Source organism: Methanobrevibacter sp. (assembly GCF_045636185.1).
In the GTDB taxonomy this organism is placed as follows: Archaea; Methanobacteriota; Methanobacteria; order Methanobacteriales; family Methanobacteriaceae; genus Methanocatella.
Genome location: NZ_JAZTXC010000106.1, coordinates 1 through 16,932 on the forward strand (window position 1 = coordinate 1; position 16,932 = coordinate 16,932).

General features: G+C 33.8%; 11 protein-coding genes. 9 read left to right on the forward strand and 2 right to left on the reverse strand.

The window, feature by feature from the left end; translation table 11 throughout:
- Nucleotides 1–100: 100 nt before the first annotated feature.
- Both ACKI3Q_RS05965 and uppP read left to right on the forward strand, forming a co-directional pair.
- Nucleotides 101–1,024 (forward strand): branched-chain amino acid transaminase, encoded by a 924-nt coding sequence (locus ACKI3Q_RS05965; RefSeq protein WP_407415223.1) that lies wholly within the window; start codon nt 101–103, stop codon nt 1,022–1,024.
- Between the two features lie 12 nt (nt 1,025–1,036).
- Nucleotides 1,037–1,870, forward strand: a complete 834-nt coding sequence (gene uppP / locus ACKI3Q_RS05970) for an undecaprenyl-diphosphatase UppP (RefSeq protein WP_407415225.1) — start codon at nt 1,037–1,039, stop codon at nt 1,868–1,870.
- A 21-nt stretch (nt 1,871–1,891) separates the two neighbouring features.
- On the opposite strand, the gene cobT is transcribed toward uppP, so the two are convergent.
- Both cobT and ACKI3Q_RS05980 read right to left on the reverse strand, forming a co-directional pair.
- A complete protein-coding gene (gene cobT / locus ACKI3Q_RS05975) occupies nt 1,892–2,965 on the reverse strand; it encodes a nicotinate mononucleotide-dependent phosphoribosyltransferase CobT (protein ID WP_407415227.1) in 1,074 nt (357 codons plus the stop codon).
- Nucleotides 2,962–3,480 carry a hypothetical protein gene (locus tag ACKI3Q_RS05980; protein ID WP_407415229.1) on the reverse strand — a complete coding sequence of 173 codons (519 nt, stop codon included), beginning with the start codon at nt 3,478–3,480 and terminating at the stop codon, nt 2,962–2,964. Before ACKI3Q_RS05980 ends, cobT begins: the two co-directional genes overlap by 4 nt.
- A 200-nt stretch (nt 3,481–3,680) precedes the next feature.
- Between ACKI3Q_RS05980 and ACKI3Q_RS05985 the strand changes: the two genes are divergently transcribed.
- From ACKI3Q_RS05985 to ACKI3Q_RS06015, 7 genes are all read left to right on the forward strand, one after another.
- The gene (locus ACKI3Q_RS05985) at nt 3,681–5,081 is read left to right on the forward strand and encodes an MFS transporter (RefSeq protein WP_407415231.1); all 1,401 of its coding nucleotides are present in this window, start codon (nt 3,681–3,683) and stop codon (nt 5,079–5,081) included.
- Between the two features lie 116 nt (nt 5,082–5,197).
- Nucleotides 5,198–6,796, forward strand: coding sequence for a bifunctional N(6)-L-threonylcarbamoyladenine synthase/serine/threonine protein kinase (locus ACKI3Q_RS05990; protein WP_407415233.1), 1,599 nt, complete (start codon nt 5,198–5,200; stop codon nt 6,794–6,796).
- Nucleotides 6,797–6,851: 55 nt separating this feature from the next.
- Nucleotides 6,852–7,403 (forward strand): XTP/dITP diphosphatase, encoded by a 552-nt coding sequence (locus ACKI3Q_RS05995; protein ID WP_407415235.1) that lies wholly within the window; start codon nt 6,852–6,854, stop codon nt 7,401–7,403.
- A gap of 22 nt (nt 7,404–7,425) precedes the next feature.
- Nucleotides 7,426–7,824, forward strand: a complete 399-nt coding sequence (locus ACKI3Q_RS06000; RefSeq protein WP_407415237.1) for a 30S ribosomal protein S15 — start codon at nt 7,426–7,428, stop codon at nt 7,822–7,824.
- Nucleotides 7,814–9,145, forward strand: coding sequence for a DHHA1 domain-containing protein (locus ACKI3Q_RS06005; protein ID WP_407415243.1), 1,332 nt, complete (start codon nt 7,814–7,816; stop codon nt 9,143–9,145). The genes ACKI3Q_RS06000 and ACKI3Q_RS06005 overlap by 11 nt, the downstream gene beginning before the upstream one ends.
- 1 nt (nt 9,146) lies before the next feature.
- On the forward strand, nt 9,147–10,334 hold the full coding sequence (locus ACKI3Q_RS06010; protein ID WP_407415239.1) for an aconitase X: 1,188 nt from the start codon (nt 9,147–9,149) through the stop codon (nt 10,332–10,334).
- 526 nt (nt 10,335–10,860) lie between these two features.
- Nucleotides 10,861–16,932, forward strand: a 6,072-nt coding sequence (locus tag ACKI3Q_RS06015) for a hypothetical protein (protein WP_407415241.1), incomplete at its 3' end; no start/stop codon positions are given.

Sequence of the window (16,932 nt, forward strand, 5' to 3'; positions counted from 1 at the left end):
TTATTATATAAACATTTCGGTTTTTAATATTTTTGAGTAGATAATTTAATTAATTAATAACTATATAATTATTATTACAATAAAATAATGAAGTGATAAAATGGCTTGGGATGACACAGCTAGTAAAATATGGATAGATGGAAACATGGTAGATTGGAAAGACGCAAACATTCATGTACTTTCTCATGTTGTCCATTATGGTACAAGTGTTTTTGAAGGTATTCGTGCATACAAAAACGATAATGGTGTTGCAGTATTCCGTTTAAAAGAACATGTACAACGTTTATTCGACTCTGCAAAAATTTACAAAATTGATATTCCATATACTCAGGAGGAAGTTGAAGAAGCAATTTTAGAAACCGTTCGCGTAAATGACTTAGATGGTTGTTACATCCGCCCTATTGTATTTAGAGGATATGGGGAACTTGGTGTAAATCCTTTAAATTGTCCTGTTAATGTAGTTATTGCTGCTTGGGAATGGGGATCATATTTAGGAGAAGAAGGAATGGCAAATGGTGTAGATATTGGTGTTTCCTCATGGAGAAAACCTGCTCCTGACACTTTTCCTGCTTTAGCAAAATGTGGTGCAAACTATATGAACTCTCAATTAGCTAAACTTGAAGCTATTGAACATGGTTATGATGAAGCTATTATGCTTGATTATGCAGGTTATGTTTCCGAAGGAAGTGGAGAAAACATATTTTTAGTAGAAGATGGTACATTACACACTCCATCACTCAATTCTTCAAATTTAAGAGGCATTACACGCGATTCAATTATTAAAGTCGCTAAAGATTTAGATTATGAAGTTATTGAAGAAACTATTACTCGTGAAAGATTATACTTGGCTGATGAAGTATTTTTCACTGGAACTGCTGCTGAAGTAACTCCAATAAGATCAATTGATGGTAAAACTATTGGAATTGGTAAAAGAGGTCCAGTAGCAGAAAAAATACAATCTACTTTCTTTGATATTGTTGAAGGTAAAATCGAAGATAAATTTGGCTGGTTGGATTATATTTAAGGTGTGTAGTAAATGGATATTATTCAGGGAATTATTATTGGTATTGTTCAGGGATTAACTGAATTTTTACCTGTTAGTAGTTCTGCACACTTAATCTTTATTCAGAATATTTTGGGTGTTGAAAGCTCTCTTGCTTTCGATACTTTTCTTCATTTGGGAAGTTTACTGGCGGTATTAATTTATTTCCGTGCAGATATCATTAAGATGATTGAAGCTTGGCTTTTAAGTATTGGTGACCTTTTCCAACATAGATTTAAGGAAGGATTTTACTCAGACCCTTATAAAAGACTTTCATGGTATGTTATTATAGCTACCATTCCTGTAGGTATTGCAGGGGTATTATTTGAAAGTCATGTTGATGCATTATTTGCCGGTGCATTATATGTTCCTGCATTCTTTTTGTTTGTAACGGGTACAATTTTGTACTTATCTCAAAGAATTGCTACTGGTAGAATTGACATGTCTCATATGGGATGGTTTCAAGCATTATTTATGGGATTGGGTCAAGCCTGTGCAATCATGCCGGGATTATCCAGGTCTGGTACAACCATTGCAGCAGGTCTTGTAATGGGTCTTGATAAGGAATTTGCAGCTAAATTTAGTTTTATATTATCAATTCCTGCTATCTTTGGAGCATTTGTCCTTCAATTAAAAGATATTGGCTTATCAATGACTGGTGACGGTGCTGCTATTATTTTAGGATTTATTGCAGCTTTCATTTCAGGGTATTTTGCTATTAAATGGTTGATTGATTTAATTCAAAATAAAAATCTTGATATTTTCTCATACTACTGCTGGATTGTTGGTATTGTAGTATTTATGGGATCTATTGTCCATGTATTTTAAAAATAATATAATGTAGCTTTTTTAGCTACATGTCTTTTCTATTTTTTTTCTTAATTTTTCTAAAGGAACACCGCGTGATAAAGCAGTAAACATAGCTCCTCCTGCTCCTGCTCCTTCTTTTACAAACCCATCAAGATAATTTTTTAGTCCGTCATGGTCGGATTCTTCAAATTTAGGGTCGACGGAATGAAGTGTAATGTCATCATCGATTTGTTTTAAAAGCCCAATTAAATCGGCAGTTTCATCACCTACAACATAAACTGTTGTTGCAAGATTAATTCTTGAAAAATCAAAATTAGGCTTGATTGATTTCACGACAGCACAGGCAGCAGCCATTTGAGTTCCCCCGGCTAATATTAATGGAATTTGTCCATCAACACCTAATACAAAACCAGTTATTGCAGCTAATGTAGGGTCTCCTACAGCACCAATGGCCTGAAGGCCGTCAATGTCGTCAGTTTCAGGATTCAAACCTGCATTTTCCAATCCTTCATCAACTATTTTGGTTTTCATGTCATGAGGATTATGTGGCATACTGCCGCTTACTTTTTCATTTGCATCATATCCTAATGCTCTTAGAACTCCCAGTGCAGTTGTTGTTCCTGCAGCAATACTTTCTCCAATTATTAACATTGGATGACGTCTTGCAAGTTCAGCACCTAATTCACGGGCATTTTCATAGATTTCCAATGGGTTTAAAACACCTTTTCCTGTTCTGATGTCTCTTCCATATTCACTTCCGAGTTTCATGCATTCAATATGAGGCTTAATCTTACATCCTGCATCTGCAATAATGAATGGGATATCAGCTATTTCCAGCGATGCTTTTGTAAGCATTGCAGGTGTTGGAGCTGCAGCTTTACCAACAACGGTTTGAGGTATTTCTTCCATACATTCTACATGGCCCAATACCATTAATTCGGAGTCTGCAGCAGGGGTATATTCGGTTAATTCGGGTGATGCACCAGCACCTGATAGTCCCGGTATTAATGATGTTTCTGTAGTCCCAATAGTACAAATGAAAACTGGATCAATTACTTCTCCTAAATATTCCATTAATTCAGTTGATCCATAAGTCGTAATTCCTTCAATCATAATTTTTCCTCTATCTTTTCTAATAATTCTATAACTTTTTTGTTCTGATTGATAATCTTTTGATTTTGTAAAAATATTCTATTAAGGTAATCAGCAGTTGTTTTTTCCGGTTTGCGATTGAATGTTTTACCGTCTCTTGATCTTGGAGGGATGTTGTCAAGCAGTTCATTTCTGGTCGGAGCTTCTTTTGGCCTTGCAGGAATCATTCCCTTACTTTTTGAACCGTCTTCTCCCATTTCTTCAACATAACTGTGTGAAACTTCTTTTTTTCCTTTTTCTTCTAAAAGTTCCATCAGACGATTATCTACTGCTTCTTCACCTACAAGCATTTCCTGTTCAACTTCATGATATAATCTCTTTTGAATGTTGTATGCATCATAAATAGGAATGCCTCTTTTTTGAGTTTCTTCTTTAAATGCATCATTAATGTGAATATCTCCAGTCAGCTTGTTAACTCTTTTTTCCTCAATAGTGTTAGTATTATAAAATCCCATGTTATATGAATATGTTTTCATTAATTAAATATTTTTTTTACAAGTTGCTTGAATTTTCTTGTTCTTATTTTAATTATATTATAAGGCAGGAATTGGAATAATTTTAATAATGAAAATCTTGAATATTGATGGTTTAACATTAGTACACAAAAAATATGACTTTTGATTATTAAGTTTAATTATTATAAAATTTTTATATATGTTTACTAAAATATAGTAATATGGGATTTCTTTCAGGTTCTAATTTAAAATTCTATTCTAAGTTCAGTTCAAAGGATTTATTGGTTTTAGTTATTGCAGCTTTAATTCAATTTGCAACGTCATTTATTGGAAGCATGATTCAGGTTGCATTGCCTTTAATGTCTAATGATTTGCATTTAACTATTGAATTTGCAAATTGGATTTCTATTTCTTATATGGTTGCTTTAATTGCAGTTTCCATTCCTTTATCAAGAGTTATTTCCCAGTATGGTGTCAAGAAATTTACCATTGTTGGTGTAATTATATTGAGTATTGGATTACTGATGTCTGCTGTGACTCCGGATATTCATTTCCTTCTTTTTTCAAGAATCATTCAGGGGATTTCTGTTGCAATACTGCTTATTAGTATTTATATGTTTGTTGTTAATCAGATATCTGAAGATAATGTCGGCAGTGCGTTGGGTATTGTAGGATCAATGGGTTATATTGGAATGACTTCTGCGCCAACGATTTCAGGATTTATTGTCTATTATTTGTCCTGGAGATTGTTGTTTGTTCTTTTGGGTTTAGTATTTGTCATTCTTTTGGTACTGTTGTCTCGACTTGACGGTGACTGGAAAAGTGAGTCAAGACCAATTAATGTAAGAGGTTCCTTTTTCTATGTTCTATTAATGGTTTTATTTGTTGTGGGTTTAACTAATATTACAAGGCCATTTGGTGTGGTTTTTTTAATTTTAAGCTTTATTTCATTCTTTATATTTGTTAAAGTTGAAATTCACAATTCAAATACGATTTTTAACTTAAATCTTTTTAAAAATTTTAAATATGTGGTAGGTAATTACGCTGCTTTTGTAACGTATTTCATCACTTTCATTTCAACATATATTCTTAATTTTCATTTACAATATGTTTTCGGATTCGATTCAAGAATTGCAGGTATAATATTGCTTTCCACTCCTATTGTCATGGTTTTAATTTCTCCTATCGGTGGAAGATTGGCCGATAGATATGATAATAGGGTTTTGGCAGGATTTGCAATGTCGATATTATTAATTGTAATGTTTTCACTATGTTTCATTGATTTATTGTCCTTATCTCTGTTGATAGTGGTTATGATTGTTCAGGGTTTGGGACATGGTTTATTCTCGCCGCCGAATAATAAATATGTTCTTACATTGGTAGATAATGATGATTTGGGTGATGCTTCGTCTATGTTGACATCTAGTAAAGAAATAGGTAAAACGGTTAGTTTAGCCACATATAATGTAATCTGTCTTGTGTTAATAGGAAATCAGGCGATTAGTGGTGATACTGTACCTGAGTTAATTATATCATCTCATATTATCATGGGCATAGCTACAGTTTTAACATTATCTGCAGCAATATTGCTGTTCTACTCAAAATTTCACTACGATGATTAACTAATCTTAGGGGTCTGTTAATTCGGCGAAAAAATATTAAGAATTTTGGTGACAAATTTTTTCATTAAATATTTCATTAACTTTTAAATATCTTCTTAATCTAAATTAATATTGAGTTGATAAATTTGATATGTTTGGGAATTGAAGGAACTGCAGAAAAGACTGGTGTAGGTATTGTCAATAGTGAGGGTGAGATACTGGCCATGGCCGGTAGTCAGTTATATCCTGAAAAAGGAGGTATTCATCCAAGAATTGCTGCAGAACACCATGCAGAATGGATTCCTAAACTCATCCCTCAAGCTATTGAAGAAGCGGGAATCAGTTATTCAGATTTGGATTTAATCTCTTTTTCACAGGGTCCGGGCTTAGGGCCGGCTTTAAGGATTGTTGCGACATCAGCAAGGTCTCTTGCATTATCTTTAAATAAGCCTATCATAGGTGTAAATCACTGTATTGGTCATGTTGAGGTAGGTAAACTTGATACTGGTGCTGTCAATCCGGTTTCATTATATGTCAGTGGAGGAAACAGCCAAGTCATTGCATATGAAAGTGGCCGCTATAGGATTTTTGGCGAAACTTTGGATATTGCAATTGGAAACTGTCTTGATCAGTTTGGTCGTGAAACTGGGTTAGGCCATCCTGGAGGGCCTGTTATAGAGAAATTGGCTAAAAATGGAAATTATATTGATTTACCTTATGTTGTTAAAGGAATGGACTTTTCATTTTCAGGATTGTTGTCTGCTGCTTTAAGGCAACACCAAAAAGGATTTGACATAGAAGATATTTGTTTTTCACTTCAGGAAACAGCTTTTGCAATGCTTGTAGAGGTAACAGAACGTGCCCTTTCACATACTCAAAAGGATGAAGTGATGTTATGTGGTGGTGTTTCAGCCAATTCAAGATTGCGTGAAATGCTTAAAACAATGTCTGAAGAGCATGGCGCTAAATTCTATATGCCTGAAATGAAATTATGTGGAGATAATGGAGTCATGATCGCATGGCTGGGCTTGCTGATGTGTGAGGAATTTGGGCCGATGGATTTGGCAGATACTGAAATTATACAAAGGTTTAGGACTGATGAGGTAGACATCCCTTGGATAGATAATACTAAAAGCTATTTGAAATTATCTGATGATTTGATAGCTAAAGGGGCTGAATCCAATATAATAAAAAGTTCATATATGGGCCAAAATGCTGTTATGAAGGCAAGAATTCCTAAAAGCTATAGAATTCCTGAAATTGACAATAAAATCAGGAAGTCAAGATGCAAGCTTGAGGCCAAATTATTGTCAGATGCTAAGCGTGTCGGAGTCAGAACTCCAATATTATATGATGTGGATTTGTCTGAAAAATCAATATTGATGGAAAAAATTGATGGTGTAATGCTTAAAGAAGCAATTAATGAAGATTTAGCTTTTAAAGTTGGTTGTGAAATATCCAAATTGCATTCTGCAGATATTATTCATGGCGATATCACATCTTCCAATATCATGCTTTTGAATGATGAGTTGATATTTTTGGACTTTGGGTTAGGTCGTTACTCAGATTTGGATGAAGATAAAGCGGTCGATTTGCTTGTTTTGAAAAAGTCCCTTCAAAGTATAGATTATGAAAAGGCTGTTAGCTATTTTGATTCTGTTTTGAAAGGTTATGGTAATTTAAAGGTTATTGATAAGATTGTGGAGATTGAAAAGCGTGGCCGATATACCCATTAAACTTTTTTTTAATTTGTCGATAATTATATAAAAAATTGCATTCAAAAGTATTTTTATGATAACATTTATAACTGGTAACGAACATAAAGTTATAGAAGCAGAGAATATTTTCAAAGATTATGACATTAAACTTGAGCATATTGACTTAGGTTACATGGAACCTCAGGGAACTCTTGAGGAAGTGGCCATGTTTGGTGCAAAATATGCTAGTCATAAGCTAAATAGACCTGTGATTGTTGAAGATGCTGGTTTATTCATTAAAGCTTTAAATTATTTTCCGGGAACATATTCACATTATGTTCAAGATACATTAGGAAATCAAGGAGTTTTAAAGCTTTTAAATAATATCCCTGACCGTTATGCCGAATTCAGGTCAGTTATTGGGTATTGTGCCCCCAATTCTGAGCCCAAGACTTTTTTAGGCAAGGTTGAAGGAGAAATATCAGTTGAAGAAAGAGGAGATTTAGGATTTGCTTTTGATCCTATATTTTATGTGCCTAGTCTTGATAAGACATTTGGTGAATTGACAACTGAAGAAAAAAACCAATTTTCACATAGAAAAAATTCATTAAAAAAATTTATCGAGTGGTATTCTACTCAAGATTAAGATATTATAATTAGGTGTTATTATGGCAAGACCAGAATGGGTAACTTATACTAACGAAGAAATTGAAGAGATGATATTACAGTTTAACAGAGAAGGTAAAAGTACTTCTGAAATTGGTATTATTTTAAGAGACCAATATGGAATTCCTAAAGTTAAAGATGTAACTGGTGAAAGAATCACCGAAATCTTAAAAAGAAACAATCAAGCTGGTGAATATCCAGAAGATTTAATGAACTTAATTAAAAGAGCAGTTAACATTAGAGAACACTTGGATGATAATCCAAAAGATTTACACTCTAAAAGAGGTTTAACTATCATTGAATCAAGAATCAGAAAATTAGCTTCCTATTATGTAGATGAAGGCGAATTACCAGAAGGTTGGAGATATAATCCAGAAGAAGCAGCACTCCTTGTTAAATAGGGCTAGTGAAGCTAGTAAAATGCTCAAAGAGCATATTAATAATGATGAAGTTATTCGTATAATTTCACATAATGATGCTGATGGTATATCAGCGGCAGCCGTAATAGCGAATGCTTTAAAAGAAGAGAATGCTCAATTTCACACTACTATAGTGCCTAGATTAAAAGAGGATGTTATAAATCAGCTCAGACATGAGCAACATGATTTATTCATCTTTTCTGATATGGGCAGTTCTTTTGTTAAAGAGCTAAATACTTTTAAAAGTGATGTTATTATAGCTGATCACCATCAAGTGGATGGAACAGAATCCGAAAGCAATTTGGTTCATGTCAATCCACACCTCTTTGAAATTGATGGTAGTAAAGATTTGTCTGGAGCAGGTTCTGCATATTTGTGCGTTCGTGATTTAGATAAAAAGCATTTTGCTTACTTTGCACTTGTTGGTGCATTTGGTGATATGCAGGGTCAGGATGGATTTACTGGTGTTAATAAGTTAATTTTAGATGATGCAAAAGAAAGTAACTTGGAGATTAATGAAGATTTAAAGATTGTATCAAAAGCATCAGAACCATTATTCAAATCCCTTGCCTATACTTTCACGCCTCCGTTGCCAGGAATTAGTGGTGATTTGGAAGGTGCAACTGCTTTTTTAGAAAAAATAGGCTTATCTTATGGTATTAAATTCACAGATTTAGCTGATGAAGAAAAAGATGTCCTAACTGCCGAACTAATAAAAATAAATCCTGATATTTTTGGGGACTGTTATTTGGTTCCACAGGAAATTCCAATGTTGAGGGATATAGAAGAATATGCTTACATTCTCGATGCCTGCGGTAAAAACAAGAAATTCGGCTTAGGGTTAAGTATTGCTTTAGGTGAGCGAGAAAAGGCATTGTCCTCTGCAACAGATTTGCAACGTAAATATCGTGACCAAATTGTCAAAGGTCTCGAATGGGTTAAAAGAGAAGGTGCTGTTCAATTAAATTCATCACAATATTTATATAGTGAAGATAAAGTTCTGAAGTCTGTAATGGGTACTATTGCAAGTATCGGATTGTCAGTTGAATTAATTGACTCTTCAAAACCTGTACTTGGTCTATCAAGACTTCACAATGATATTAAAATATCTGGAAGGACAACCAGGGACATGGTAGATAAGGGTGTTGATTTAGGAAAAGCTTTACGTGATAGCTCAAACAATTTTGGCGGAACTGGAGGGGGCCATGATATTGCGGCCGGAGCTATGATACCATATGAAAGTAAAGACAATTTCTTACATTTATTTGATGAAATGATTGAATATCAATTAGATAATGATTAATATGTTTTTAACAAAAAAAGAAGAACAAATGTGTGATGGTGAATTTGGTGAAACCATCCGTAAGAGTATGGATATTTTAGTTGCTTTAGGTGACATTTATGGGGCTTCTAAATTGGTTGACATTACTTCAGCACAGGTATCTGGAGTTTCATATAAAACCATAGGTCAAGCAGGTCTAGAATATTTGGAAGACTTGGCTAGTGAAGAATTTGAATATTCAGGAATTAATGCTTCACTCAATCCACCAGGAACTGATTTGGATAATTGGGAAGCTTTAGGATTTCCAAAAGAATTTTCAATCAAGCAAAATCAGATTGTAGACGCTTATGGAAAACTTGGAATTTCCAAAACATGTACATGTACTCCTTATTTGGTTGGTAATGTTCCTAGATTCAGAGATCATGTATCATGGTCTGAATCATCAGCTGTGGCTTATGTCAATTCTGTTATCGGCGCCCGTACAAATCGTGAAGGAGGTCCTGCAGCTCTTGCAGCAGCTATTGTTGGAAAGACTCCTCTCTATGGATTCCATTTGGAACAAAATCGTAGAGCAAACTTGATTGTCAATGTCAGCACTGAATTGTTAGGAGCTGACTGGGGAGCATTAGGTTATATTGTTGGAAAAACAGTTGGTGGGGGAGTTCCTTACTTTAATGTTAAAAATACTCCAAACAACAATGATTTAAAAACTTTAGGTGCAGCTTTAGCATCATCTGGTTCTGTGGCATTATACCATATGGAAAATGTAACTCCTGAATGGGATAAAGCAGATAAGGAAGAAGTTGAAGATTACATGTTTGTTGGTGATAAAGATATTTTAGAAACCCGCCAAAAATTAACAACAACAGACCGTGAAGCAGATTTAATTTGTTTGGGATGTCCTCATGCTTCTTTAGAAGAAATTAAAAATGTTGCAAACATTGTAAACGGAAAAACTATTAAAAACAAATTATGGATTTGTACTTCTGTGTCCGTTAAAGCAACAGCTGACAGAATGGGATATACTAAAATAATTGAAGCTGCAGGCGGAAATGTAGTATGTGACACCTGTATGGTTGTAGCTCCAATCGAAGATATGGGCTTTGAAGTTATTGGTGTTAATTCAGCCAAAGCGGCCAATTACGTTCCGTCAATGTGCGGACTTGATGTAGTTTATGATGATGTGGAAAAACTTATTCATTTTGAATAGTTTTTCTAATTTTTTCATAGTTTATTAGTTAAAATATATTTTTTTTAATGAAAATATATACAATAGATTTTTTACAATATATTTTTTAATTCTATATTCTTCGTTTTATTTTCATTTAATGCTTTTTTACATGATTATTTTATTAATGAATTTATCATGTGTATATTTCGGTTTAATTTTGAATTTTCATACCAATATTGATGGTTTGTAAATTATTTTTGAACTTTTTAAATTTAAAAATTTTCCATGTTTATAAATTTTATTGTATAACATTTATTTTATCAAATAATTTTTTCTAATCTTTCAATTTGTTTATTTTTTATATCATATTATTATTATTTGTTTACTAATGTTGTATTTTATAAATTTTTGTTTAATTTAATTATTATTTTCTGAAATGATTTTAATTTTGTCCTTTATTTTCAAAAAGTAAAACATATATATTCGTTTTAACTTAATTAAATCTCAGTATAATTGTTTTCACAATTTATGGGATATTATACAATAGAAAAAAGAGGTTATAAAAATGAATATAAAGCAGATAGTTATTTTCTTTTGCTTGTGCATGGTGTTTATTTCAGCACTATCACTAGCATGTGCAACGGATGATTTTGGAGATACGACGGTTTCTATATCTGGTGATGAAACACCAATTCAAGCATCAGATACGCAGGATAGTGTCCTGGCAGCGAGTTCAGGATCATTTACCGAGCTGGATAATCAAATTCAGTCCACGTCGTCGAACGGAACGATTAGATTAGATAAAAATTATACATACACCAGTGGTGACAGTATCGGTGGTATTGTAATTAGTAAAGACATTACTATTGATGGTGATGGTCACACTATTGACGGTGCAAATTCAGCATCAATATTCAGCATTACAAATAATGCACATGTAGTGTTAAAAAATATTGTATTTATCAATGCTAGGGGTACAAATGGTTCAGCTATCAGTCTGACTTCTGGTGATAATGTTGAAGTTATCAATTCCCAATTTATTAACAATTCTGCTTTAAATGGTGGTGCAATATATATTGCATCTGATAATCCCTCTTTTATAACCTTAACTTCAACTATTGTAGGCTCAACATTCATTGATAATAATGCTGTAAATGGTGGAGCAATTTATGTAAGCGGTCCTTTAACAAACATTTCCTCATCTATTTTTAAATACAACAAAGCTACAAATGATGGTGGATCCATGTATTTAGATTCGGGAGCTCGATTCGATGGCAATATATTCGAGCATGAATCTGCAGGTAATGATGGTGGAGCGATTTATCTGAATAGTAATCTTGATTCCTCTTTAATAAATCCGGACCTTGTTTCTAAGTTAGGTCTATTCAATAATATAATGTCCTACTGTAATGCAGGTAATGATGGTGGTGCCGGTTTCTTTAATGCAACTCATGGTGCTATTAGGAATTTAACATTTAATAGTAATATAGCTAATCGTAATGGTGGTGCTATAGTATGGTTATGTTCCAATAGTAGTATAGTTGATACTACAGTATTTAACAATACTGCTATTAATGGAGATGGTGGTGGTATATATCTATATCCTCCTAAATTATCATCTGTATTTGATGCTGCTGTAGTTATAATGTATTCTAATTTTATACAAAATACTGCAGGTAATGATGGTGGTGCTTTATACTGTGGTGGTTTATTTAGTGTTATACTCAACTCTACATTTGTACATGATAAAGCATATGATGGTGCAGGTATATACTTAGATGTTGGTGCTGCTATTAACTATTGTACATTCAATATGGAAAATGCTACAAATGATGGTGGTGCTATATATCTTCGTGCAAGTAATACCAATATTTCTGGTCTTAGTCCATATATGATGAAGTTACTTATTGATAATGTTGGTGTAAGACATTCTGTAATTACTAATTGTATTGCCGGTCATGATGGTGGTGCTGGTTATGTATATGGTAATCATGGTGTAGTACAGAATCTTACAATGATTAACAATACTGCTGGTAATGATGGTGGTGCTGGTTATGTTGTTGGAAACTACGGACAGTTATTCGATAGTCTTTTCATTAATAACACTGCTGCCAATGATGGAGGAGCATTGTTATGGGAAGGAGTAAACGGTACTATCAACAATATTACTGTTGTTAATAATAAGGCCACCAACAATGGTGGGGGAATAGCATTGGATGCTGCTTCTTCACAGGGAACTATTTCCATTACCAATTCTTCATTTGCATCAAACACTGCAGATTATGGTGGTGCAATTTATTGTGCTAACATGTTTACAAACATATTAAATTCCAATTTTGCTAATGATAAGGCCGATTATGGTGGAGGTATCTATCTGGATTATGGTGCATATATTCATAATTCTACTCTCTTCAATGAAAGTGCAATATATGATGGTGGAGGTATATATCTTAACTCCTCAAACACCGAATTGGATCCAGTTATTTTACAACAGCTATTGCTTGACAATAAAGTTGGGGTAATTGACTCATTTATTCTCAACTGTAGTGCCGGCCGTGATGGTGGTGCCGGTTATGTATATGGTGACTATGGTGTTGTAAATAATTTAACCATGATTAATAACGTTGCTGGCCGTGGTGGTGGTGCTGGTTATGTATATGGTGATTATGGCCGTTTGTACAATTCAACCATGATTAATAACAGGGCAGGTGACGATGGTGGTGCATTGTTCTGGCAGGGTAATGGTGGTACTGTATACAATTTAACCTGTAAAGTTAACTTTGCTGGTGATGCCGGAGGATCAATATTAATTTTTGGATCTGATTTGTCTTTCACAGACTGTAATTTTACTTTATCAAATGCTACAAACTATGGTGGAGCAATTTATATTTTTGGAGATAATGTTTTAATTAATAATTCTTTATTCGATAAATGTATAGCTAATAATATTGACGGTGGTGCTATTTACGCTGCAGGTTCAAACACAACTATTTCAAAATGTAATTTCACAATGAATAGAGTTAATATTCCTAATGAAGGTCGTGGTGGATCTATTAATGTGCAAGGTAATGGTACTAAGATTTTAGACTCTAATTTCGATAAATGTACTGCTTATGAAGGTGGTGTTGTCTACATTAATGGTACTAATGCTGTTCTCGATAATTTATCATGTATTTACAGTTTTGCTGCTAATGGTGGAGCATTTTATGTAAACGGTAACAATGCGATTATTTCCAATACTGTGGTTTCATATAATAATGCTACTGATTATGGTGGTGCTATTTATGTTGCTGGTGACTTTGCTTTAATTAATAATTCTAACTTTTTAAGATGTATTGTTTATCAGTATGATGGTGGTGCTATTTATGTTTCTGGTTTGAATGCCACAATTTTAAATTCAAACTTCGAGGAAAATAGGGTTGTTGGTACTAAAGCCCGTGGTGGATCCATGTTTATTCAAGGTGACTATTTAGACCTTGAAGGATGTACTTTTACAAGATGTACTGCTTATGAAGGAGGAGTTATTTATATTGATGGTTCTAATGCTAGAATTGAAGAAGCTTCAAACACTTTCAGTTTTGCTGAGTCTGGTAGTGCAATTTATGTTGCAGGTAACAATGTAACTATTTGCCGCTTTAATTCTTCATTTGCTAACGCTACCAAAGGTGGGTCTATTTATGTTGAAGGTGATGATGCTAATGTATTTGATTCTAATTTCATGATTTTCCTTGCTTCCGATAAAGGTGGTGCAATATATGTGGAAGGAGATCGTGTATCCATTTCTGATGCTACATTCAGATTAGGTTCTGCTAATAATGGTGCTGCTATTTATATTGAAGGTGCTAATGCTTTGATTAACTCTTCCAGTTTTTCCAATATTGGTGCTAATGCTTCTGAAACTAGTTTCAATTATTCTACTTCTGGTGGTGCTATATTTGTTGCTGGTGATGATACGGTAATTTCTTATTCTAATTTCACCCATACCAATGCAGGTAATGGGGGTGCAATTTATGTTGCAGGTAAAGGTACTGAAATTAGTCATAATTCTTTCTTCGAGCTTAATGCAGCTAATGGTGCTGCTATTTATGTAGAAGGACATAATACTAGCATCTATGATTCTTCATTCATGAGAAATATTGTTGCTTATGATGGTGGATCTATTTATTTAGGTGGTTCTAACGCTACTATTACTGGTTCTACATTTGGTTTTGCTAATGCTACTCGTGGTGGTGCTATATTTATTAAAGGTAATGAATCTTTAATTGATGCTATATTCCATCATTGTTTCGCTATTAGTAGTGGTCTTAATTCATCTGCTGGTGGAGCTATTTATATTTCAGGTAATGATAATGAAGTCAGGAATTCCGATTTTAATATTGTTCAGGCTATTGGTGGTAATGGTGGAGCAATATATGCGGGGGGTTCTAATAATTTAATTAATAATATCAGCACAGAAATTTCTATTGCTATTAGAAATGGGCCTGGTAAACGTGGTTACGGTGGAGCTATTTACGTTGAAGGAGATGGAGTTGATATTCTTGATTCTAGATTTTTAACATTTTCTGCTACCGATAATGGTGGAGCAATATATGTAGAAGGTGAAGACCTTAATATTGAAGGTTGTAGGTTCCAATATGGTTCTGCTACTGATGGTGGTGCTATTTACATTGAAGGTTCCAATACTACAGTTGCTCGTTCTAATTTCCTTAATCTTGGTGCTGTCAAAGGTGATTTTAATTACACTACATCAGGTGGTGCAATTTATGTTGCAGGTAATGATACTTCAATTATTAGGAATTACTTCTCCCACAATAATGCAGGTAAAGGTGGTTCTATTTATGTAGCTGGTGAAAATACTGAAATTTCTGGGGTTGTGTTCACTGAAGTTAATGCTGCTGATGGTGCGGCTGTTTACGTGGAAGGAAATGATACCAATATTGTTTCTTCCATATTTAATAGGACTATTTCTACTGGTGATGGTGGAGCTGTTTATTTAGGTGGTTCTAATGCTACTATTTCAGATTCTACTTTTAGTTTTGTTAATGCTACTAATTATGGTGGTGCTATTTACATTGAAGGTGACGATTCTACTATATTCAACTCAAGCTTTTTACTTGCCCACTCACTTTTAGGTGGGGCTATTTATGTTTATGGTGATGGAGCAGTTGTAGATGATTCAACCTTTAATTATTGTATGGCTAATGGTACATATGAAGGTGAAACTGCTGGTGCCGGTGGTTCTATTTATATTGAGGGTGAAGACGCTACAGTATCAGATTCCAGCTTTGCATTCTCATCAACTACAAACTATGGTGGTGCGATTTATGTAAATGGTGCTAATGCAAATATTGCTAGAACTTCTTATGCAAATTGTAGTACTACAGCATTTAACGGTGGTGCTATCTTTGTTAAAGGTGTAAATGCCACTATTTCCGATTCAAACTTCACAAGGAATAGAGTTAATGTTTCTAACTTTGCTCATGGTGGATCTATTGATATTCAGGGTGATGATACTAATATTTATGGTTGTTATTTCGATTTCTGTACTGCTTATGATGGTGCGGTTATTTATATAGATGGTAATAATGCTGTTATTGATGATTCCATATTTACTCACAGTTCTGCTATTAATAATGGTGGTGCGATTTATGTAAATGGTGCTAATGCTACTATTTCTAATTCCACTTTGAATTTCAATAATGCTACTAATAATGGTGGTGCGATTTATGTAGAGGGGGCTAATGCTCATATTGATGGTGATTTATTCGACAGATGTTCTGCTGATATGTTAGATGGTGGTGCTATTTATGTAAATGGTGCTAATGCTACTGTTTCTAACTCTAATTTCACAATGAATAGGGTTAATGTTGCGAATTTTGCCCGTGGTGGATCTATCTATATTGCAGGTAATGATTCTAAAGTACTTAATGCATCATTTACTTTATGTATAGCATATGATGGTGCAGCACTCTATCTTGAAGGAGATAACGGTATTATTGATGGATCTACCTTCATGTATTCTTCAGCTATTAATAATGGTGGGGCTCTTTATCTTGCAGGTAATAATGCTACAATTTCAAACTCCCTTTTAACATATAACAATGCTACAATGAATGGTGGTTCTATGTATGTTGCAGGTAATAATACTAATATTATTGGATCTACATTCAATAGATGTTCTGCTGATATGTTAGATGGTGGTGCGATTTATGTAGCGGGTTTAAACACTACTATTTCTGATTCCCACTTTTTTAGAAACTCAGCTAATGGTACTGATGCTCATGGAGGGTCTATTACTATTCAGGGAAATGGTACTAAAGTTTTAAACACAGATTTTGATATGTGTATAGCTTATGAAGGTGGTGCGATTTATGTAAATGGTGCTGATGCAAAGATTGATAATTCCACATTTACTCACTGTACTGCTGTGATTAATGGTGGTGCTATTTATCTTGCAGGAGATAATGCAATTATTTCAAACTCTAATTTGGAGTACAACAATGCTTCAGATTATGGTGGATCAATTTATATTGATGGGGACAATACTCAAATTATTGGTGATAACTTTGATAAATGTTCAGCCATTAATTATTATGGTGGTGCTCTCCATGTTGCTGGTTTAAATACCACTATTTCC